Genomic DNA, 22,336 nt, shown 5'->3' with positions numbered 1-22,336 from the left:
TACCAACTAAGAGTCTATTAAAAGTAGCAGATGAATAATAACTTTACTCATCGCCTGATGCGGCCGCTTGCGGCCGCTTTTGTTGGCGCTCTCACTACCCTGTCTTTCGCTCCATATCAAATTTGGCCGCTGGCCTTTATCAGTCCGGCTCTGCTGTTACTTCTTCTACATAAACAGTCTGCAAGGAAAGGCGCGTGGATAGGCTACTTGTGGGGAATCGGACAATTTGCCACCGGGATTAGCTGGGTTCATGTCAGTATTGATACCTTTGGTGGCATGCCTAAAATCGCCAGCATCTTCTTGATGGTGCTCTTAGTCGCTTATCTGGCAATCTATTCGGCTTTGTTCGGATGGGTACTGAATCGATATTTCCAAACAAATAGCCGAACTCGAGTACTGCTTGCCGCACCGATTCTTTGGCTCATCTTTGACTGGTTACGTGGTTGGGTTATGACGGGCTTCCCATGGCTGTGGTTAGGCTATAGTCAAATCGAAAGCCCACTCGCTAACTTTGCTCCCCTTGGTGGCGTAGAGCTTCTGACACTACTTGTTTTGGTGTGCTCTGGCTGTTTGGCGTATTCGTTTATCAATAAGTCTTGGTCTTTGTTGATAATTCCTGCCGTTATCTTTGCCACTGGATACGGTTTGCGCTCTGCGCATTGGGTCACACCACAAGCCGATCGTTCAACGAAGGTTGCTTTAATTCAAGGCAATATTGAACAAGCACTGAAATGGGTACCTTCTCATCGCTGGCCGACCATAATGAAATACACAGATCTTAGCCGTGAGAATTGGGACGCTGACATTATCATCTGGCCAGAAGCCGCCGTTCCCGCTTTTGAATACGAACTGCCTTCTTATTTGAAAAGTCTTGATGAACTTGCTCGTGCTAATAACAGCGGCATTATCCTTGGCATTCTTAATCAAGATGAAAACAAATCCTTCTATAACAGCGTGTTAGCTCTCGGCGGAACCAGTAACACCGCATATCAATATGAGACAGCAAGACGCTATAACAAACACCACCTGCTTCCGTTTGGTGAATTTGTCCCATTTGAAGAGATTCTAAGACCGATTGCGCCTTTCTTTAACTTACCTATGTCTTCGTTTAGCCGAGGCAGTTACATTCAACCAAACATCAACGTTAACGGTCTTAAGTTCGCTTCCGCATTATGCTATGAAATTATTTTCAACGAGCAAGTGCGAGAAAACGTCAATGAAGATACCGACTTCATCCTGACGCTGTCTAACGACGCTTGGTTTGGTAAATCCATTGGTCCATTGCAACATATGGAAATCGCTCGAATGAGAGCGTTAGAAATGGGCAAACCTGTCGTGCGCTCCACCAACAATGGTGTAACCGCAGTGACCGATTACCGAGGCAACATTATAAAGCAGATCCCTCAGTTTGAAACTGGTGTGCTTAAAGCGGAGGTCATCCCAACTCGAGGACAAACACCTTACCATAGGTTTGGTAGCTGGCCGCTTTACTTGTGGGCGTTGTTCGGATTAGCCTTAGGCTTGATTCTCCAACGAAAGAACCGTCATTAATTAAACGTCAAAAGAGCCTTAAGGCTCTTTTGTTTTATTACCTCAAGATACAAGGTTCGCTAAGGTTTCAGTGGTAAGCGTCCAAACACTTTATTCCCACAACGAATGCACGGAACGATCTCTGAAGGGTGGTTATATTGCACCTTGTGACCGCAACTTTCACACACCAGCACACCAAGCCCTATCATCTCTCCAGCATGATACAAGCCTTGGTGATCCAGATCTTGGAACAGCTCCACCCACTCCACTTTGGTTCTGTCGGTGATATCAAGCAACCCTTGCCAGATGGAATCGGTAATCATCAGGTAAAATGGGCCACTTTTACTCTCTTCATAACTTTCAGCGAACTCTTTTAAATCTGACTTAACATATTCAGAAATAAGGGATAATTCATCTTTAGTTAGATCATTAGCCGCACTGACAATTTTGCCAGAAGTTTCGACAATATGGCTGACTTCCTCACGGCTATGCTTGAGAGTTTCAACGACATCTTTCAGTAATGCTTCATAACCAGATTTTTGTTTTGGCATAAGACCTCTCTTTCAAATCGGATTGGCTATTGTTGTGCTGTGCTCCTTTATGTATTCTATGTCGATCTATAAGAGTCTGTTCAAACTGAACTCACAAATTCCAAGAGAACCGGATATCATCGATGCAAGAGCAATACAACCCGCAAGATATTGAACAAAAAGTTCAACAGCACTGGGATAACAACAAGACTTTCGTTGTAAGTGAAGACCCAAACAAAGAAAAATTCTACTGTCTGTCTATGTTTCCATACCCTAGTGGTCGACTGCACATGGGTCATGTTCGTAACTACACTATCGGTGATGTTGTTTCTCGCTTCCAACGCTTACAAGGCAAGAACGTTATGCAACCAATCGGTTGGGATGCGTTCGGCCTACCAGCAGAAAATGCTGCAGTAAAAAACAAGACAGCACCAGCGCCTTGGACATACGAAAACATCGAGTACATGAAAAACCAGCTTAAACTGCTGGGTTTTGGCTATGACTGGAATCGCGAATTCGCAACTTGTCGTCCTGAGTACTACCGTTGGGAACAAGAATTTTTCACTAAGCTTTACGAAAAAGGCTTAGTTTACAAAAAAACATCTTCAGTAAACTGGTGTCCAAACGACCAGACCGTTTTGGCTAACGAGCAAGTAGAAGATGGTTGTTGCTGGCGTTGTGATACTCCAGTTGAACAAAAAGAAATTCCACAGTGGTTCATTAAAATCACTGCGTACGCACAAGAGCTACTAGACGATCTAGACAAGCTTGAAGGCTGGCCAGAAATGGTTAAAACCATGCAACGCAACTGGATCGGTCGCTCTGAAGGTGTTGAGCTTAAGTTTGAAGTAAAAGATGAAGCTCAAGATCTCGAAGTGTACACCACTCGTCCAGACACACTGATGGGCGTAACTTATGTAGCTATCGCAGCTGGTCATCCTCTAGCAACGAAAGCAGCAGCGAGCAACCCAGCGCTAGCGACTTTCATTGATGAGTGTAAAAACACCAAAGTTGCAGAAGCAGAACTTGCGACAATGGAGAAGAAAGGTATGGCAACTGGCCTTACTGCGATTCATCCATTGAACGGTCGTGAAGTACCGATTTACGTAGCAAACTTCGTACTGATGGATTACGGCACAGGTGCTGTAATGGCAGTACCTGCACACGACCAACGAGACTACGAATTTGCCACTAAATACGGTCTAGACATTGTTCCTGTAATCAAACCTGTTGATGGTAGCGATCTAGATATCTCTGAAGCGGCTTACACAGAAAAAGGTGTATTGTTCGATTCAGGTGAGTTTAACGGTCTTGAATTCCAAGAAGCATTTAACGCTATTGCTGCGAAACTTGAAGCAGAAGGTAAAGGCGTTAAAACCGTAAACTTCCGTCTACGTGACTGGGGTGTCTCTCGTCAGCGTTACTGGGGTGCGCCAATTCCAATGGTGACGACTGAAGATGGTCAAGTACATCCAGTACCAGCAGATCAGCTACCCGTGATTCTGCCTGAAGACGTGACAATGGATGGCCTTACCAGCCCAATTAAAGCAGACAAAGAGTGGGCAAAAACCACTTTCAACGGCGAGCCAGCACTACGTGAAACCGATACATTCGATACATTCATGGAGTCTTCTTGGTACTACGCTCGTTACTGTTCTCCACAAGCAGATGACATCCTAGATCCAGAAAAAGCAAACTACTGGCTGCCAGTAGACCAATACATTGGTGGTATTGAACACGCGTGTATGCACCTGTTGTACTCTCGTTTCTTCCACAAATTGCTACGTGATGCGGGTTATGTAACCTCTGACGAGCCATTCAAACAGCTACTTTGCCAAGGCATGGTTCTGGCTGATGCTTTCTACCTGACAAATGAGAAAGGCACAAAAGAGTGGATCTCACCAACTGAAGTGAAGGTTGAACGTGACGGTAAAGGTAACATTACTTCCGCAGTAGATACCCAAGGTCGCAGCGTTGAACACTCAGGCATGATCAAAATGTCTAAGTCGAAAAACAACGGTATTGACCCACAAGAGATGGTTGATAAATACGGCGCAGATACAGTACGTCTGTTCATGATGTTTGCTTCTCCAGCAGACATGACTCTTGAATGGCAAGAATCTGGCGTTGAAGGCGCTAACCGCTTCCTAAAACGTGTTTGGAAACTGGCTCGCGAGCACTCATCGAAAGGTGCAGCTGTAGCTGTTAATGCCAGCGCACTAAGTGCAGACCAAAAAGCACTTCGTCGTGATGTTCACAAAACAATTGCAAAAGTAACGGACGATATCGCTCGTCGCCAAACGTTCAACACGGCAATTGCAGCAATCATGGAACTGATGAACAAGCTGACTAAAGCACCACAGGAATCAGAACAAGATCGTGCTATTTTGGACGAAGCAGTAAAAGCGATTACGCTGATGCTTTACCCTATCGCACCACACATCTGTTTTGAAATGTGGACAGCTCTTGGCGAATCAGAGATTGATAGTGCATCATGGCCTACGTTCGATGAAGCAGCGTTAGTGGAAGATGAAAAACTGATCGTTGTTCAGGTAAACGGCAAATTGCGCGGTAAACTCACCGTGGCTGCTGATGCGACTAAAGAGCAAGTCGAAGAGCTTGGTCTAAATGACGAAAACGTAGTGAAATTTACTGAAGGTTTAACCGTACGTAAAGTTATCTACGTTCCTGGTAAGCTGCTGAATATCGTAGCGAACTAATTCGTACTTATGTTGTCTGTAAACAGGGCTTTGTGCCCTGTTTACTTATGTTAGAACATAAACTTTTGTGTTCTAACATAAGTAATCTAACGAGAATAATAATCCCATGCGTTTTACATGTTCATCTTTCTTGAAATTGTCACTGGTTTTCCTCTCTGCGACCTTACTGAGTGCGTGCGGCTTTCACTTGCGCGGTGATTACGATGTGCCAGATGAACTAAGCAAACTGTCTATTACCAGTTACGACCAGTACAGTAACTTTACTCGCATAGTGACACGTCAATTACGCATGAACGAAATTGAAATCGTACAGCCAGCTGATGATGTACCTAACATTCATTTGATCAGCGAAGGGATAAGTGAACGAACGCTTTCTCTGTATCAAACCACACGTGCAGCAGAAAAAGAGCTGACCTTTAGAGCATCATACCGAGTGACGGTACCTGATATTGGCACTAAAACATTTTCAACTAGTGTTACGCGTAGTTACTTAGATAACCCTCTTACGGCTTTAGCGAAATCTGTTGAGCGCGACATGATTGAAGGCGAAATGCGTAAACTGGCCGCGACACAAATCGTTCGCCAAATGGGTCGACTAAAAGCGACGATTCAGGCTGGTACTATGGATGAAATTTCAGAAGCTGAAGAGCCAGCTAAAGTACCTGCGACAAACGAATCGTATCTCATTGACACTATCGAAACTCACCAAGAGCCATCGGCTCAAACAACCGCTGAGTAATTGAAGCAATGAGAGTTTACGCCGATAAACTTGCCGATTCGTTACAAAGATCGTTATTGCCCGTTTATCTTATCTTTGGTGGCGAGCCACTGCTGACTCAAGAATCGGTCAAAGCGATAGAAAACAAAGCTCTCAGTGAAGGCTTTGAAGAAAAGCATCATTTTACGGTCGATAACAATTTGGATTGGACGCAAGTTTATGACTGCTGCCAATCCTTGAGCCTATTCAGTAGCCGGCAAATTATCGTATTGGAGATTGCAGAATCAGGACTTAATGCCGCTTTGTCTAAATCTCTAGCGACTGTTGCTGATTACCTCAATCCAGATATCGTTTTGATTGTCATGGGCAATAAACTGACCAAAGCTCAAGAAAACACGGCTTGGTTTAAAGCACTGATGGCAAACGGCTGTTTGGTTAACTGCTTAACACCAGAATTATCTCGCTTACCACAGTTTGTTATGGCTCGTTGCCGCACATTGGGTTTAACCCCTGATGCCGAAGCGGTTCAGATGCTGGCGCAATGGCATGAGGGCAATTTATTTGCGTTGATGCAAAGCTTACAAAAACTGGCCCTCAATTATCCTGATGGTCAGTTAACCCTTATTCGCCTTCAGGAGTCACTTGATCGACATAACCATTTCACGCCATTTCATTGGATGGATGCGTTGCTTGAAGGTAAAGCCAACCGTGCACAAAGAATTCTGCGTCAACTTGAAGCGGAAGCAATTGAACCAATCATTTTGATGCGTACCTTGCAAAAGGAACTGTTTCTGTTACTGCAAATGAAACAGCAACTTAACACCATCGGGATAGGTGCTGTTTTTGACAAACACCGCGTCTGGCAGAATAAACGCCCATTGTATTCAGCGGCTCTGCAAAGACTATCGCTCAGCAAGTTGCAGCACCTAATTAGATTACTTGCTCAAATTGAAGTCTTGGCTAAAACTCAATACGAGCAGCCATGCTGGCCACTTCTTCATCAATTAAGCGTAGAGTTCGCCGTACCTCAGGCAAACATCCCTTTGCCAGTTTAAACAGTGTTATACTGCGCGCCTAAATAGTAAAAATAGTACCAATAGACCATTTCAGAGGAATACCCCTTGCAACGCGAAGAATTAAATACCTTTCTTGCAGATAAAGTTGACGACATGAAAGCCGTTGACATCATCACCCTAGACGTACAAGGCAAATCAAGTGTGACGGATTACATGATCATTTGCACTGGCACTTCAAAACGTCACGTTTCATCGATTGCTGATCACGTCGCAAGTGAAGCGAAGAAAATCGGTTTCGACCCGCTCGGTATGGACGGTGAAAACGAAGGTGAATGGGTTGTTGTCGATATGGGGACAACCATGGTGCACGTCATGCAGGAAGAACAGCGTGAAATGTACCAACTAGAAAAACTTTGGAGCTAATGGTGAAAATTCAGCTTATTGCCGTTGGCACTAAAATGCCTAAATGGGTTGAAGAAGGCTTTCAAGAATATCGCCGTCGCTTCCCTCACGACATGCCACTTGAGTTAGTTGAAATCCCAGCTGGCAAACGCGGTAAAAACGCTGATATTGCAAGAATACTGCAAAAAGAAGGCGAAGCAATGTTGGCTGCCGTGCCAAAAGGCAACAGAATTGTTACCCTCGATATTCCCGGTAAGCGCTGGGATACAGAGCAACTTGCTGGCCAGCTAGAAAGTTGGAAGCTAGACGCGCGAGACGTATCCATTTTGATTGGCGGTCCAGAAGGGTTATCACCTGCTTGTAAAGCGGCGGCTGAACAAAGCTGGTCTTTATCACCTTTAACTTTGCCACATCCGTTAGTTCGCGTCGTCATGGCCGAAAGCTTGTATCGGGCGTGGAGTATCACTGCCAACCATCCATATCACCGAGAATAGGCATCAATGTTACGTAAGAGTAACCCATTTCGAGATTACATTGCTGAAGCTCGGCTTTTCAAAAGCCGTGCTGTGGTCTCGTTTGTTGGCATAGTGTTCATGATGGGTATTCTTATCGCGAACCTTTACAACATTCAGGTCAACCAATACCAAGACTATAAAACTCGTTCTAACGATAACCGAATTAAAGTTGTTCCTATCGCACCAAATCGAGGTTTAATCTACGACAGAAACGGACGCCTATTGGCAGAAAACCGTCCTGTGTTTAACTTGGAGATCACGCCAGAGCAAGTGAAAGATATCGACGGCACCATCGCTCGCTTGCAAGAATTCCTCGAAATAACGCCGGAAAAAATAGCGACGTTTGAGAAAGAGCGTCGCCACTCTCGTCGTTTTAACTCAGTACCTTTACTGACCCAGTTAACAGAAACTGAGGTTGCAAAATTCTCAGTACAACAACATAAATTTCCCGGCGTTACCGTTACTGCAAGCTTGAAACGCTACTACCCTTATGGCGAAGTGCTGACTCACGTTATCGGTTATGTTTCACGCATCAATGATAAAGACATCGAGCGCCTTGAAAGAGACGAACAAGTTGCCAACTACCAAGCCACTCGCGATATCGGCAAACTGGGTATTGAGCGCTATTATGAAAGCACACTTCACGGCACCGCAGGCTATCAAGAAGTTGAAGTGAACAGTCGTGGCCGTATAATCCGCACGCTCAAATATGTTCCGCCAATTCCCGGCAAAGATATTGTTCTTAACCTAGATATCGACTTACAACTTTACGTGCACAAACTGCTGGATGGAAGGCGTGGAGCGGCGGTTGTTCTCGATCCAAAAGACAACGGCATTCTGGCGATGGTCTCAAGCCCTAGCTACGATCCTAACGCCTTTGTTCATGGTATCTCCGGTAAAGAATACAGTAGCCTGTTGAACGATAAGAACCGTCCACTGGTTAACCGAACAACTCTAGGTATTTATCCTCCAGGTTCGACTGTTAAACCTTTTATTGCGGTTTCTGCCCTGAAAGAAGGCGTAGTTACACCCAATACCACCCGAAATGACCCAGGTTATTGGAAGATTCCTAACTCAACCACACGCCCATTCCGAGATTGGTTGCGCTGGGGACACGGAAGAGTCGATATCATCAAAGCACTTGAAGAGTCGGTCGATACCTTCTTCTATCAAATTGCTTACGATTTGGGCATTGACCGTTTGTCTGACTGGATGATGCGCTTCGGTTTTGGTGACTATACAGGCATCGATATTTACGAAGAAAGTAAAGCGAACATGCCAACCAGAGAATGGAAAATGTCTCGTCATCGCACGCCGTGGTATCAGGGTGATACAATCCCTGTTGGTATCGGCCAAGGCTACTGGACGGCGACACCAATGCAAATCGCCAAAGCGACCTCTGTATTGGTTCACCATGGTGAAGTTTGGGCGCCTCATTTACTCCGTTCAACCATCAATAACGGTGAAGAATTCACTCGTCAGAAAGAGGCAGAATATGTCAGCTACCCGCCAATTACCGACGTTCCTAAAAAATACTGGGAAATGGCAATCGAAGGTATGTATCTGGTAAACCACGGTAAAAAAGGGACAGCAAGACGAGCTTTCCAGAATCTAAAATACAAAAGTGCAGGTAAATCAGGTACTGCTCAGGTATTTGGTTTAGCGGAAGGACAAGAATATAACGCAGACGAACTGGCAGAACACTTACGCGACCACGCACTATTTACTGGTTTCGCTCCAGTTGATGATCCCCAAGCAATTGTTACCATCGTTTTAGAAAACGCCGGTGGTGGTTCAACCAATGGTGCACCAGTGGTTAGACACATATTCGATCACATCATAATGGGTGCTCAAGAGGACGAAGAATAATGAAACTGGATCCTTCAACCGGACAAAGTCGGGCTCTATTTGAAAGACTCCACATTGATCTACCTTTGTTGATTGGTATTTTAGTCGTTTTTGTTTTTGCGCTCATGGTTATGTACAGCGCCAGTGGACAGAGTATGGCGATGATGGATCGTCAGGCAATGCGCATGGTATTGGCATTAACCGTCATGATTGCTCTAGCGCAGATATCGCCACGAACTTATGAAAGCCTGGCGCCCCTGCTTTATTTTGCGGGCGTTATTTTGCTTTTAGGCGTGCTCTTTTTCGGTGAGTCCTCCAAGGGCGCACAGCGTTGGTTAAACTTGGGATTTGTGCGTTTCCAGCCATCGGAACTGCTCAAACTGGCGGTACCGCTAATGGTTGCTCGCTATGTAGGTAAGCGTCCACTACCTTCTAGTTTTCGAACACTGGTTGCTTCGATTGTGATGGTACTAGTCCCTACCATCTTGATAGCCAAGCAACCAGACTTAGGCACATCAATATTGATTGCAGCATCGGGTATCTTCGTTATCTTTCTTGCTGGTATCAGTTGGAAAATTATCATCGCAGCGGCAGTGGGTGTAGGCGCTTTCATCCCTGTATTGTGGTTTTTCCTGATGCGGGAGTATCAAAAAGTCCGCGTACGAACACTGTTCAACCCGGAGTCCGACCCACTAGGCGCGGGTTATCATATTATCCAAAGTAAAATTGCTATCGGTTCTGGTGGTATTTCAGGCAAAGGTTGGCTGCACGGCACGCAATCTCAGCTAGAATTTCTCCCAGAGCGACATACTGACTTTATCTTTGCAGTTATCGCCGAAGAATGGGGCATGATTGGCATCTTAGGACTTCTATCTGTATATCTATTTATTATCGGACGAGGTCTCTATTTGGCGAGCAATGCTCAAACTGCTTTTGGCCGCATGATGGCAGGCAGTGTTGTTCTTAGCTTCTTTGTTTACGTGTTTGTGAATATTGGCATGGTAAGTGGCATTCTACCAGTGGTAGGTGTTCCTCTTCCTTTGATTAGTTATGGCGGGACATCTATGGTTACCCTAATGGCTGGCTTCGGTATCTTAATGTCGGTTCACACTCACAGAAAAGCATTTTCAAAGGCGACTTGATGAAATTAAAAGCGTTTTTTTTCCCGCTGTTAGTGTTGATGATCTTAGCTGGCTGTTCGAGCTCCGGCGGCCGCTACGATATTAAAGATGATGTAGCACCCAATGCCCCAATTTCGGTAGAACATATTGAAGATGCACACCCACAATATGAGCCATATAGCCGAGGCGGGAATAAGGACTACACATTACGTGGTCAAAAATACCAGATAGTTAAAAATACCGACGGCTTTAAAGAACAAGGCCAAGCATCTTGGTATGGAAAAAAATTTCATGGACACCTTACGTCCAACGGCGAGATTTATGATATGTACTCAATGAGTGCTGCACATAAAACACTGCCAATACCTAGCTACGTTAAGGTGACGAATCTTGATAACAATAAAACAGCCATAGTTCGAGTCAATGACCGCGGGCCATTCCATTCTGGCCGAATTATTGACTTAAGCTATGCGGCGGCTTACAAGTTAGATGTAATTAAAACAGGCACTGCTAACGTCTCGATAGAAGTCATCAAAGTAGATAAACCACTGACAAATCAAGTTAAAAAATCAGATCCACGATATATAATTCAAGTCGCTTCTTCACAAAGTGAAGAAAGAGTTCGAACTTTATCGCAAAATTTGGGACAAAGCTTATCGGTGCAAAGTTTTATCGATAGTGGCAATGGTAGCCATAGGGCTGTTTTAGGCCCTTTTACTGACTATACGCTGACTCAAGAAACATTAGAGCGTGTAAAGTCCTTAGGTTACGAAACCGCATTTATTAAAAAGTACCAAGTTGCACAGTAATGACTGACGAGCCAAGGCATATCGGCTCTGGTTTGAATAGTCGTTTCTGTTAAGATATACAAAACCAACTAGATAACACGCATTTACCATGAAAAAATTGATTCTAAATTCTGTTCTGGCGTCGTCCACTGCGCTTTCTACTCTTATCTCATTCACAGCCGCAGCTGCACCTATAGTTATGCCAGACGCACCACAGATCGCCGCAAAAGGCTATGTTCTGATGGATTTTCATTCAGGTAAGATTCTGGCTGAAAAAGAGATGGACACAAAGCTGTCTCCTGCAAGTTTGACCAAAATGATGACGAGCTACGTTATCGGCCAAGAACTCGCGCGTGGAAATATCTCTCCTAATGACGATGTCGTGATTAGTAAAAACGCGTGGGCTAAAAATTTCCCAGACTCTTCTAAGATGTTTATCGAAGTCGGCACCACGGTAAAAGTGAGTGACCTGAACCGAGGTATTATCATTCAGTCTGGTAACGACGCTTGTGTAGCCATGGCTGAACATATCGCCGGTTCAGAAGATGCTTTCGTAGACTTAATGAATGCTTGGGCAAGTTCTCTGAAAATGACCAACACGCATTTCGCGAACGTACACGGTCTAGACGATCCAAATTTATACTCAACACCTCACGATATGGCTCTGCTAGGTCAAGCGCTGATTCGTGATGTGCCAGATGAATACGCACTTTATTCTGAGCAAAAATTCACTTACAACGGCATCACTCAGTACAACCGTAACGGTCTGTTATGGGATAAGAGCATGAACGTTGACGGTATCAAGACAGGCCACACATCGAACGCTGGTTACAGCCTAGTAAGCTCAGCAACCGAAGGTAAGATGCGTCTTGTAGCCGTTGTAATGGGCACTAAAGATGCGAATGCTCGTAAATCTGAAAGCAAGAAGCTATTAAGTTACGGCTTCCGTTTCTTCGAAACCGTTGCACCACATAAGAAAGGTGAAACCTTTGTTGAAGAGCAAATCTGGATGGGTGACAAGTCAACCGTAGCTCTAGGCGTTGATGAAGACACTTATGTAACTCTTCCACGAGGTCAAGCGAAAAACCTAACTGCAAGCTTTGTACTTGAAAAAGAACTAAAAGCCCCAATTAAGAAAGGTGATGTAGTTGGTAAGCTTTACTACCAAGTAGACAATGAAGATGTTGCTCAGTACCCTCTATTAGCACTGGAAGATGTGAATGAAGGTAGCTTGTTCAGCCGCCTATGGGACTACATTGTTCTACTATTCAAAGGCTTGTTCTAATACCAATTCTAGCAATTGGATATAGTATTTTAGTAATTTGACAGGGAAGCTGCTTTTTACTCAAACTACTTGGAACTGCAGGTAGGCGGCAAATAAGTGAGTCCCCATGAGCATAGATAACTATGTGATTGGGGCGAACGAATGCAGCCAACACCACTGCAGCTTCAAGTAGGAAGAGTAAAGCGGCTTTTTTGTTCACTTGAGATCCACTTCGATAGGCTGTAATATTCCGCACCGCTTAATCGAATGCCAAACTTGGAGTTTCCAATATGTTGACCATCAACTCTGATGCAAAATTAAAAGACCTGCTTGAGTTCCCTTGTTCTTTTACCTACAAGGTGATGGGCCATGCAAAACCAGAATTACCTGAGCTTGTACTGGAAGTAATTCAACGCCACGCTCCTGGCGATTACAACCCACGAGTTAAGCCTAGTGCGAAAGGTAACTATCATTCAGTGTCAGTGACCATTACCGCCACTTCTATCGTGCAAGTGGAAACCCTGTATAAAGAACTGGGTGATATTGAAATTGTACGCATGGTTCTTTAACTGAACCAAATCAAATAATTCGATATCAATTAAAATATTTTTGAAAGCAGCGTTAAGCTGCTTTCTTTTTATTTATCAGAACGTTAACAAAACATTACTTAAATTATGGTCAAAAAAATGCCCTCTATGAGTAGTTCCTCGCTCTTAAGGCGTTTATAATCACCAAAATTTTCACAACCACTGACGGAATATGACACTAGATAACCAGCTTGTTGTCAGACAATGGGGTCGACAAGACTACCATCCTGTTTGGCAGGCTATGCATGAATTTACCGATCAGCGTGACGAAGAGACTCGTGATGAAGTCTGGCTTGTCGAACACAACCCAGTATTTACACAGGGTCAGGCAGGTAAAGCTGAACACTTGCTCAACACAGGTGATATTCCGGTTGTACAAAGTGACCGTGGCGGTCAGGTGACTTATCACGGCCCAGGTCAGTTAGTGGTGTATTTTTTAATTAACCTAAGACGTAAAAAATTAGGCGTTAGAGATCTGGTAACGGATATTGAAAATTTGGTTATCAATACTCTGAAAGCTTACAATATTTCGTCTGCAGCGCGTCCGGATGCTCCGGGTGTCTACGTTGACGGAAGAAAAATCTGCTCACTTGGTCTACGAATTCGTAAAGGCTGTTCATTTCATGGGCTAGCGTTAAACGTCAATATGGATCTCACTCCATTCTTGCGAATTAACCCTTGCGGTTACCAAGGCATGGAAATGGTACAAGTAAGCAACTTAGGTGGCCCGGCAGATATCCACCAAGTAGAAAAACAATTAATCCAAGAACTCGTACCGCTATTCGGCTACGAGCATGTCGAATTCAGCACTGAAGCACCCTCAATCGGTAACAAAGTATGAGCAAACCCATTCAAATGGAAAAAGGCGTCAAATACCGTGACGCTGATAAAATGGCACTGATTCCTGTAAAGAACATGCCGACAGAACAAAAAGAAATCTTGCGTAAACCTGAGTGGATGAAGATCAAGCTGCCAGCAGACAGCCAACGTATCCAAGACATCAAATCAGCAATGCGTAAGAACAACCTGCACTCTGTTTGTGAAGAAGCGTCTTGCCCTAACTTGGCTGAGTGTTTCAACCACGGTACGGCGACCTTCATGATTTTAGGTGCTATTTGTACACGTCGTTGCCCATTCTGCGATGTTGCCCATGGTCGCCCTGTTGCTCCAGAAGTCGATGAGCCGAAAAAACTAGCGAAAACCATCAGTGATATGAAGCTGAAGTATGTGGTTATCACCTCTGTAGACCGTGATGATCTTCGTGATGGAGGTGCACAACACTTTGCTGACTGTAACCGTGAAATTCGCGCTTTGAATCCAAATATTCGAATTGAAACTTTGGTTCCTGATTTCCGTGGTCGTATGGATGTAGCGCTGGACTTGTTGAAAGACAACCCGCCGGATGTGTTCAACCACAACTTGGAAACAGCGCCTCGCCTGTACCGTAAAGCGCGTCCGGGTGCGAACTACAAGTGGTCACTGCAACTGCTACAAAAATTCAAAGAGCAGCATCCAGAGATTCCAACAAAATCAGGTTTGATGATGGGCCTTGGTGAGACAAAAGAAGAGATCATCGAAGTGATGAAAGACCTTCGTGCTCACGGCGTTACTATGCTAACCCTAGGCCAATACCTAGCGCCAAGCCGTCACCATTTGCCAGTTGAGCGTTACGTTCCACCAGCAGAGTTTGATGAGCTAAAAGATATCGCGCTAGAGCTTGGTTTCACCCACGCGGCTTGTGGTCCGTTTGTGCGTTCTTCTTACCACGCAGATATGCAAGCGCAAGGTTTAGAAGTAAAGTAATCAATACTTGAACAACTAAATCAATGAAAAGGCGATATGTCTTCGGATATGTCGCCTTTTTTGTGTCTATCATTGAATAGATGCAAATAGTTTTATAGGCTAACCACTGACTCTTAAATCATGAAGGACAATGATAATGAAAAATTTAACGATGCTCGCTTTCGCTCTGACAACAGCAGCAATTACAGCCGGTTGTTCTTCGAACTCTCAGACAGACAACTTCCGCGAAGCTTCTTTCGAGTTATGTAATACAGAAGTCGATATCTACTCTGTCAGCGACGATGGCAAAGTTCGCATTGTCTGTTCAGATGGTTCTAAGTTTGCTTTGGCAAGTGAAGATACACTCGAAGTGATGCGCGAGATTAATATTGAATATTGTGATGGTGAAGGCTTAGGTAAGTTCACCGAAAGCAACAAATACTACATGTTCAAATGTAAATCCGGCACTTTGATCAGTATGGCTAAATAGAACTAACCACAGTTCTATGGCGATGTTATATAGCCAATGAGTTCGCCAGTTTAAAGATGCAAAAAAGGCCTGCATTGCAGGCCTTTTCCATATGTTCAAGCGATTAAGCGTAAACTGGTAGACGCTTACAGATATCAAGCACTTTTTGTTTTGTTGCTTCGATAACCGCTTCGTCGTTGATGTTGTCTAGAACATCACACATCCAGTTAGCCAATGCTTTCGCATCTTCCTCACTGAAACCACGGCGAGTGATTGCAGGTGTACCAACACGGATACCAGAAGTTACGAATGGGCTACGAGGATCGTTTGGCACTGAGTTTTTGTTTACAGTGATGTTCGCGGCACCTAGAGCTGCATCCGCTTCTTTACCTGTGATGTCTTTGTCGATTAGGTCAACAAGGAACAGGTGGTTTTCAGTACTGTTAGAAACGATTTTGTAACCACGTTCTTGGAACTGAGCAACCATTGCTTTTGCGTTCTTAACAACACGCTGTTGGTAAGCTTTGAATTCAGGTTCCATCGCTTCTTTGAACGCTACCGCTTTACCAGCGATAACATGCATTAGAGGACCACCTTGGCCGCCAGGGAATACTGCTGAGTTCAGCTTCTTGTACATCTCTTCACCAGCGTTTGAAAGAATCAAACCGCCACGTGGGCCTGCTAGTGTTTTGTGAGTTGTAGTAGTAACAACGTGTGCGTGTGGAATTGGCGTTGGGTATACACCCGCAGCAATCAGACCAGCAACGTGCGCCATATCAACAAACAGGTAAGCATCGACTTTGTCAGCGATTTCACGCATGCGTTTCCAATCAACGATTTGTGAGTAAGCTGAGAAACCACCGATGATCATCTTAGGTTTATGCTCAAGAGCAAGAGCTTCCATTTCGTCGTAGTTGATTTGACCCGCTTCGTCGATACCATAAGGAATCACGTTGTAGTGTTTACCAGAGAAGTTTACTGGTGAACCGTGAGTCAAGTGACCGCCGTGCGCTAGGCTCATACCTAGAACAGTGTCACCTGGGTTTAGAAGAGCCATGTACACTGCGCTGTTTGCTTGAGAGCCAGAATGTGGCTGAACGTTAGCGTACTCACAGCCAAATAGCTGGCATGCACGGTCAATTGCTAGAGATTCCGCTTTATCAACGTACTCACAACCGCCGTAGTAACGCTTGCCAGGGTAGCCTTCAGCGTATTTGTTTGTTAGCTGAGAACCTTGAGCTTCCATTACACGCGGACTGGTGTAGTTTTCTGAAGCGATAAGTTCAATGTGCTCTTCTTGGCGAAGAGTTTCTTCCTGAATGGCAGCGTATAGCTCCGGATCATAATCAGCGATGTTCATATCACGCTTAAGCATCTGTATCTCCTGACTCAGATTTGACTGAAAGTAGCAAAAAACCACACAACGACCAAAAGCAAACGTTTTCGTCACCGTAATATGGCGCGCATTCTACATAATTTGATTTATATCATAAAGCCCAAATTACAGAAATTATCATGCAGTTTTTTCATGTTGATTGACAACACCGCTCATCTTTTGCGCTTTTCAGATGAGTGTCTACATTTTCTTTACACTGTGTAAATTTGGGATTACATAGGTTTACCCTAATTTTTGTTCGCTAGCTACCGAAAAGATCAGGTTTTAATTAGTATCCACTTATTCTTTACCAATTACTTATTTTTTAGCAATTAGTGGCATCTTAAATGGAAACACATTCACGGAAGGAAGATTGGGTAGCGATCTTCACTGGCACCTTTATCGTGTCTCAGGGACTATTTTTTCTCAAAGCAGCCAATTTGATCACAGGTGGTACTGCGGGTTTAGCACTATTACTGACGCATGTATTCCCTTGGAGCTTCGGCGCACTCTACTTCTTCGTCAACATGCCCTTTTACCTGCTTGCATGGAAACGCTTTGGGGTTAGGTTCTCGGTCAACACGGCTATCTCTTGCGCTTTGGTTTCTGTCTTTACTGATCACTTGTCGAACTTCATCACTATCGAACACGTTGATCCCGCCTACTGCGCTTTAGCTGGCGGCCTTCTGACAGGGTTAGGTATGCTGATTCTGTTCCGCCACCGCTCAAGCTTGGGTGGTTTTAACGTGCTATGTCTGTTTATTCAGGACAAGTTCGGCATTTCGGTGGGCAAAACACAACTCGTTTTAGACTGCATCATTGTGTTTACTTCGCTGTTCTTCTTAACACCGTCAATTATTATCTTGTCTATCGCAGGTGCTGTTGTACTCAACATCGTATTAGCGATGAACCATAAGCCTTCGCGTTACTCGGTGAAATATATCTAGACACCGTGAAAGACAATTAGACGAAGTTGAACAAGAATTGAAAAACGAAAGCCCGCTATTTTGCGGGCTTTTTGATTTTGGGTTTAAGGCAAGGGGCTTAGTGAGTTGTTCGGCCTTTGTTATCGTGCCCCAACTCTCTGTTCAGTTCCGCTTCAACATGCCCCGGAGCTTGTGTCTTCGCTGAAATTAAACGGCACATTGCAGGAATAACAAACAAGGTAACCACGGTAGCGAATGCCATCCCGAAGAAAATAACCGTACCCACAGCCACACGGCTTTCATAACCAGCGCCAGTAGAGACAATCAGTGGAATAGAGCCAGCCAGAGTTGTAAATGCTGTCATTAGAATAGGACGAAGGCGTCGCGCAGAAGCATCCACAATCGCTTTTTCAAACTCAACGCCACGGTCGCGTAACTGGTTGGCAAACTCAACAATTAAGATACCGTTCTTGGTCACCATACCAATCAGCATCACCATACCTATTTGGCTATATACGTTCATTCCCTGCCCCATAATAAATAGGCCAAGGAAACCGCCGAACACCCCCATAGGTACAGTAAACATAATCACCATCGGGTTGATAAAGCTTTCAAACTGAGCGGCAAGCACCAAGTAAGCCACCAACAAGGCTAGTGCGAATACCACCGCAACACTCGACTGGTTTTCCTTAAAGTCTTTAGACTCACCGGAATAACTGACGGAGATGTCGATTGGCAATATTTCCAAAGCTTTTTGATCCATAAAATCCAGAGCCTGACCTAAGGTTGCCCCATCAGCTAAGTTCGCAGTAATGGTAATCGCTTTTTGCTTGTTGTAGTGTGACAGGCGAATAGCCGATGCCACTTCCTCAATTTTGGTCACGGTATCCAGAGTGACAAGATCGCCGTTTCCAGTACGCATATAGATTTGGCTTAAATCTGCAGCATTATTGAAGCTGTTTTCGTCACCGCGTAAATAAACATCATACTCTTCACCACGCTCGACGAAGGTGGTAACCGCCTTACCACCCAGCATTACCTCCAGCGTATCCGAAATATCTTGCACACTGATGTTCAGTTCCGATGCTCTTTGTTTATCAACCGTCACCACCAGTTCAGGCGTTTTCTCTGAATAGTTGATATCCACACCTGTCATATAGGTTGAGCTTTCCGCTTCCGCTTCTAGTTTCTCAGCCCACTCTTTGAGCTCAGTATAATCTGAGCCGCCAAGTACAAACTGTACCGGCTCATTGGAGCCGCCTCGGAAACCAGGCATAAATGGAATCACACGGACATCGGGAATACCTGCTAATGCTTTTCTTACCTCACCCAGTGCGTTTTGAGCGGTAATGCTGCGCTGATTCCAATCATCCAGCGTCATAATTACAAAACCCGTCTGATCTCCAGCATTACCACCAAATGCTGGCGACTGAATACTGAACGATCTTAAGAAGCCTTGCCCAAGCAAAGGTTTCAATCGAGCTTCCACTAAGTCCATATTGGCAGACATACGGTTGTAACTGGTTGCATCTGCGCCTCGTACAAACGCAAAGATAACTCCTCGGTCTTCAGACGGCGTCAGTTGCGCGGGAACACTTTGCATAAACTGGTAACTGCCACCAATACAGCCAAGAATGACTAGAGGAGCAAACCATTTAAAGCGCAAAGCAAAACGCAACATAGTGCGATAAGCCGATTCCAGCTTTGCGAATAATTTATCAACAAAACGGTTAAAGCCATTCGGTTTCACATTTGCTTTAAGAATCTTACTGCCCAGCACAGGCGTGAGGGTCAGTGCTATCAATGACGAGAAAATCACCGACATTGCCAGCAACACCGAAAACTCAGTGAACAGTAAACCGACCATTCCATCCATAAAGGAGATTGGCAGGAACACCATCACCAACACTAAGGTCGTGGCAATAACAGCAAAGCCCACTTCACGTGTGCCTTTATAGGCAGCAAGCAAAGGTTTCTCGCCCTGTTCAATATGGTGGAAGATGTTTTCCACCACCACAATAGCGTCATCCACAACCAGACCAATCGACAGAATCAGTGCCATCAAGGTGATGAGGTTAATAGAGAAGCCAAAGTAATAGGCCGAAATAAAAGAAGAGATCAAGGATACAGGTACGGTAATCGCAGGGATCAATGTCGCACGAGCCTGACCGATAAAGATATAGAGCACTAAAACAACTAAGCCACCAGTAATAAATAAGGTGCTGTATACCTCTTCGATAGAGCGTTCAATGAAGATTGTTGAGTCGTAGTTCACCACCAGCTTGGTGTTTTCAGGCAGGAATTTCTGAATGTTATCGACCTGCTGATGAACCCGTTTCGCCACCTCCAGCGGGTTAGCATCTGACTGAGGAACAATCCCCATGCTCACGTTCACGACACCGTCTGTTTTATACGTCGAGTTTTCATTCTCAGCGCCAAGAAATACATCAGCCACATCTTTGAGATAAATCGGCGACCCGTTAACACGTTTAACCACTAGGTACTCGAAGTCTTGCGGCTTTTGATAAGTTCGAGCGGTACGAACCGACATCACCGTAGAATCGTTACGGACTTGACCTCCTGGGCTTTCGATATTCTCACGACGTAATGCGGCTGAAATATCTGAAGTGGTCACACCCCGCCCCGCCATCAATTCTGGTTGCAATCGCACATACATTACTTTGTACAAACCGCCAGAGACGTCCACAGAGCTGACACCTGAAATCAGGCTAAAGCGGTCAACCAGAACTCGTTCCATATAATCGGTTAACTGAGTTCGGTCCATCGTCGATGAACTCAAGTTAATGTACATAGAAGCTTGGCCAGAACCATTGTTCTTAAACACCAGAGGGTCATCCGCCCCTTCAGGCAAAGAGCGCTGAGCCCGCGCAACCGCATCACGAATATCACTGACGCCGGTATTCAGGTCATAACCAAGGTTGAAGGTGACCGTAATACGAGACGAACCGTTACGAGTCACTGATGTAATTTCGTCGACGCCACTGATACCCGTTAACTGTTCTTCCAGAACAGAAGTAATCTGGTTTTCAATAATGGTCGCAGAAGCGCCTTGATATCGGGTTGAGATGGAAACAACCGGATTTTCAATATCCGGCATTTCTCGCACAGCAAGCTTAGTAAAAGAGACAAAGCCAAACACGCACAGCAGCATACTTAGAACAAGCGCGGCAACTGGGCGTTTTACAGAAACATCAGAGATCAACATTAGTTGTCATCCTTGTTCACTGGCAGACCCTCAGCCGTCACTTCGGACACTTTAGCGCCATCACGCATGTTAACTATGCCTTGAACAACCACTTTCTCACCAATTCCTAGCCCTTGATCAATCACCACTTGGTTTTCAACACGAGCACCTAAAAGCACTTCTGTTCGAACCGCTTTGTTTTCTTGGTTCACAACGTAAACATAACGCTTGGTGCCAGAGTATTCGAGAGCCTGAACTGGAATAATCGGCGCTTCAATTGCTGGGAAAGCTAAGTTCGCTGAAACCAACATTCCGGGTTTAAGTAAGCCACCAGCATTGGAAAAATGAATGCGCACTCTTAAATTCAGCGTTTCAGTATTTACGCGAGTATCGATACCAACCACTTCGCCTTCAAATGTCTTGCCCGGCCAAGCATGGGTTGTCCCAACCACTTTCATGCCTTTAGAAAGCATCGACAAATAACGTTCAGGAACCTGAAGATCCAACTGCATTAATGAAAGGTTATCTAACGTCATCAGTTCAGTGCTGGTACTAACAATCTTACCTCGGCTGAAATCGATAAAACCTACTGTGCCAGCAAATGGGGCTTTGATATGAAGATCATTCCAGTTCGCTTCTGCCGCTTCTAAGCGCGCCTGAGCAATGTCAACACTGGTTTTCTGAGCATCAATTTCAGTCTGAGTGATGGCGCTTCTCTTTAACAAACGCTCGTATTCGGCCAGCTTACGTTTTTCATCACGCAAATACGCTTTTGCTTCGGCGACAGAAGCACGAGCTTTTTCGTCAGATAACTGCACCAATAATTGATTTTTCTTTACTTCCTGATTGGCTTTGACCGCAATAACGTCTACTTTTCCTGCCACTTCTGGCGAAATAATGACTGACTGTTCAGCTTCCAATTTGCCAACTAAAGAAAGTGATTGAGAGATTTGATGAACCTGCACTAAATCAGTGACAACAGAGATAGCAGGTGCACTTCTTGGCCCCGCAGCGACAGCGCCTTGGCTACTTAATAAGGCAATAGCAAGAACAGCAGAAAGAATCGAAACGTTTTTCATAAACCACATCAGCATATAAGAAAGAACTTTTATTATAACGAGTTATAGCACGTGGAAACGTAAAGGAACGTAAATTTGATATTTCCATCTCCTTTTCAAACCACTATTTCAAAAAGAAAATGGGGAATTACGGCCATCTTTGCCCAAAAAGCCAGCATTCAATTCAAAAAGACAAAAAAAGGGTTTACACAAAGTCCGAGTTTGATAATATGCGCTCCGCACTTGATTGATGTGTTGGGAAAACTTCATTCAAGCCTTTTCTTGTAAAAGATTAGGAAAACACCCTGGAGGGGTTCCCGAGTGGCCAAAGGGAGCAGACTGTAAATCTGCCGGCTCCGCCTTCGATGGTTCGAATCCGTCCCCCTCCACCATATTTTCTTGTGAGACGATGAGTTCTTGTGAGAGCAAAACTTGATTGATGCGTTGGGAAAACTTCATTCAAGCCTCTTCTTGTAAAAGAT

At 44.7% G+C, this 22,336-nt stretch carries 19 protein-coding genes and 1 tRNA gene; 16 read left to right on the top strand and 4 right to left on the bottom strand.

Going from position 1 to position 22,336, the window contains the following annotated elements:
* Positions 1-30 precede the first annotated feature (30 nt).
* Complete coding sequence (lnt, locus tag AAGA51_RS04000) at positions 31-1,551, top strand: apolipoprotein N-acyltransferase (RefSeq protein ID WP_042486461.1); 1,521 nt, start codon at positions 31-33, stop codon at positions 1,549-1,551.
* 59 nt (positions 1,552-1,610) lie between these two features.
* On the opposite strand, the gene AAGA51_RS03995 is transcribed toward lnt, so the two are convergent.
* Positions 1,611-2,081: a zinc ribbon-containing protein gene (locus AAGA51_RS03995; protein WP_042486463.1), complete on the bottom strand. Its 471-nt coding sequence runs from the start codon at positions 2,079-2,081 to the stop codon at positions 1,611-1,613.
* A gap of 122 nt (positions 2,082-2,203) precedes the next feature.
* Here AAGA51_RS03995 and leuS point away from each other — a divergent pair, with 122 nt between their 5' ends.
* The 13 genes from leuS (at position 2,204) to AAGA51_RS03930 (ending at position 15,311) form a co-directional block, all read left to right on the top strand.
* Complete coding sequence (gene leuS, locus AAGA51_RS03990) at positions 2,204-4,780, top strand: leucine--tRNA ligase (RefSeq protein ID WP_042486465.1); 2,577 nt, start codon at positions 2,204-2,206, stop codon at positions 4,778-4,780.
* A gap of 106 nt (positions 4,781-4,886) precedes the next feature.
* Positions 4,887-5,519: an LPS assembly lipoprotein LptE gene (lptE, locus tag AAGA51_RS03985; protein ID WP_042486467.1), complete on the top strand. Its 633-nt coding sequence runs from the start codon at positions 4,887-4,889 to the stop codon at positions 5,517-5,519.
* Between the two features lie 8 nt (positions 5,520-5,527).
* On the top strand, positions 5,528-6,553 hold the full coding sequence (gene holA / locus AAGA51_RS03980) for a DNA polymerase III subunit delta (protein ID WP_042486469.1): 1,026 nt from the start codon (positions 5,528-5,530) through the stop codon (positions 6,551-6,553).
* A gap of 66 nt (positions 6,554-6,619) precedes the next feature.
* Positions 6,620-6,937 carry a ribosome silencing factor gene (gene rsfS, locus AAGA51_RS03975; protein ID WP_042486474.1) on the top strand — a complete coding sequence of 106 codons (318 nt, stop codon included), beginning with the start codon at positions 6,620-6,622 and terminating at the stop codon, positions 6,935-6,937.
* 2 nt (positions 6,938-6,939) lie between these two features.
* Entirely contained in the window at positions 6,940-7,410 is a 471-nt protein-coding gene (gene rlmH, locus AAGA51_RS03970) for a 23S rRNA (pseudouridine(1915)-N(3))-methyltransferase RlmH (RefSeq protein WP_042486506.1), read from the top strand.
* Positions 7,411-7,416: 6 nt separating this feature from the next.
* On the top strand, positions 7,417-9,300 hold the full coding sequence (gene mrdA, locus AAGA51_RS03965; protein ID WP_042486477.1) for a penicillin-binding protein 2: 1,884 nt from the start codon (positions 7,417-7,419) through the stop codon (positions 9,298-9,300).
* The gene (gene rodA, locus AAGA51_RS03960; RefSeq protein ID WP_042486480.1) at positions 9,300-10,421 is read left to right on the top strand and encodes a rod shape-determining protein RodA; all 1,122 of its coding nucleotides are present in this window, start codon (positions 9,300-9,302) and stop codon (positions 10,419-10,421) included. Before mrdA ends, rodA begins: the two co-directional genes overlap by 1 nt.
* Positions 10,421-11,209 (top strand): septal ring lytic transglycosylase RlpA family protein, encoded by a 789-nt coding sequence (locus AAGA51_RS03955; RefSeq protein WP_042486483.1) that lies wholly within the window; start codon positions 10,421-10,423, stop codon positions 11,207-11,209. The genes rodA and AAGA51_RS03955 overlap by 1 nt, the downstream gene beginning before the upstream one ends.
* Positions 11,210-11,297: 88 nt before the next feature.
* The gene (locus tag AAGA51_RS03950) at positions 11,298-12,473 is read left to right on the top strand and encodes a serine hydrolase (protein WP_042486485.1); all 1,176 of its coding nucleotides are present in this window, start codon (positions 11,298-11,300) and stop codon (positions 12,471-12,473) included.
* A 269-nt stretch (positions 12,474-12,742) separates the two neighbouring features.
* Entirely contained in the window at positions 12,743-13,021 is a 279-nt protein-coding gene (ybeD, locus tag AAGA51_RS03945; RefSeq protein ID WP_042486486.1) for a DUF493 family protein YbeD, read from the top strand.
* 190 nt (positions 13,022-13,211) lie between these two features.
* A complete protein-coding gene (gene lipB, locus AAGA51_RS03940; protein ID WP_042486489.1) occupies positions 13,212-13,880 on the top strand; it encodes a lipoyl(octanoyl) transferase LipB in 669 nt (222 codons plus the stop codon).
* Positions 13,877-14,842, top strand: a complete 966-nt coding sequence (gene lipA / locus AAGA51_RS03935) for a lipoyl synthase (protein WP_042486491.1) — start codon at positions 13,877-13,879, stop codon at positions 14,840-14,842. Before lipB ends, lipA begins: the two co-directional genes overlap by 4 nt.
* Before the next feature lie 136 nt (positions 14,843-14,978).
* Positions 14,979-15,311 (top strand): hypothetical protein, encoded by a 333-nt coding sequence (locus AAGA51_RS03930; protein WP_042486494.1) that lies wholly within the window; start codon positions 14,979-14,981, stop codon positions 15,309-15,311.
* Positions 15,312-15,414: 103 nt separating this feature from the next.
* Here the strand turns inward: AAGA51_RS03930 and glyA are convergent, their stop codons facing one another.
* On the bottom strand, positions 15,415-16,665 hold the full coding sequence (glyA, locus tag AAGA51_RS03925; RefSeq protein ID WP_042486497.1) for a serine hydroxymethyltransferase: 1,251 nt from the start codon (positions 16,663-16,665) through the stop codon (positions 15,415-15,417).
* Positions 16,666-17,012: 347 nt separating this feature from the next.
* Here glyA and AAGA51_RS03920 point away from each other — a divergent pair, with 347 nt between their 5' ends.
* Complete coding sequence (locus tag AAGA51_RS03920; RefSeq protein WP_042486501.1) at positions 17,013-17,612, top strand: YitT family protein; 600 nt, start codon at positions 17,013-17,015, stop codon at positions 17,610-17,612.
* 97 nt (positions 17,613-17,709) lie between these two features.
* Here AAGA51_RS03920 and vexH read toward each other — a convergent pair whose 3' ends face one another.
* Together vexH and AAGA51_RS03910 are read right to left on the bottom strand one after the other, a co-directional pair.
* A complete protein-coding gene (gene vexH / locus AAGA51_RS03915; RefSeq protein WP_042486503.1) occupies positions 17,710-20,817 on the bottom strand; it encodes a vibriobactin export RND transporter permease subunit VexH in 3,108 nt (1,035 codons plus the stop codon).
* A complete protein-coding gene (locus tag AAGA51_RS03910; RefSeq protein WP_042486510.1) occupies positions 20,817-21,875 on the bottom strand; it encodes an efflux RND transporter periplasmic adaptor subunit in 1,059 nt (352 codons plus the stop codon). The genes vexH and AAGA51_RS03910 overlap by 1 nt, the downstream gene beginning before the upstream one ends.
* A gap of 286 nt (positions 21,876-22,161) precedes the next feature.
* Between AAGA51_RS03910 and AAGA51_RS03905 the strand changes: the two genes are divergently transcribed.
* Positions 22,162-22,246: transfer RNA gene (locus AAGA51_RS03905), tRNA-Tyr, on the top strand.
* The last annotated feature ends 90 nt before the right edge of the window (positions 22,247-22,336 follow it).

It is taken from the genome of Vibrio diazotrophicus, assembly GCF_038452265.1.
Lineage (GTDB): Bacteria > Pseudomonadota > Gammaproteobacteria > Enterobacterales > Vibrionaceae > Vibrio > Vibrio diazotrophicus.
This window is presented reverse-complemented; position numbering and strand designations above follow the sequence as displayed.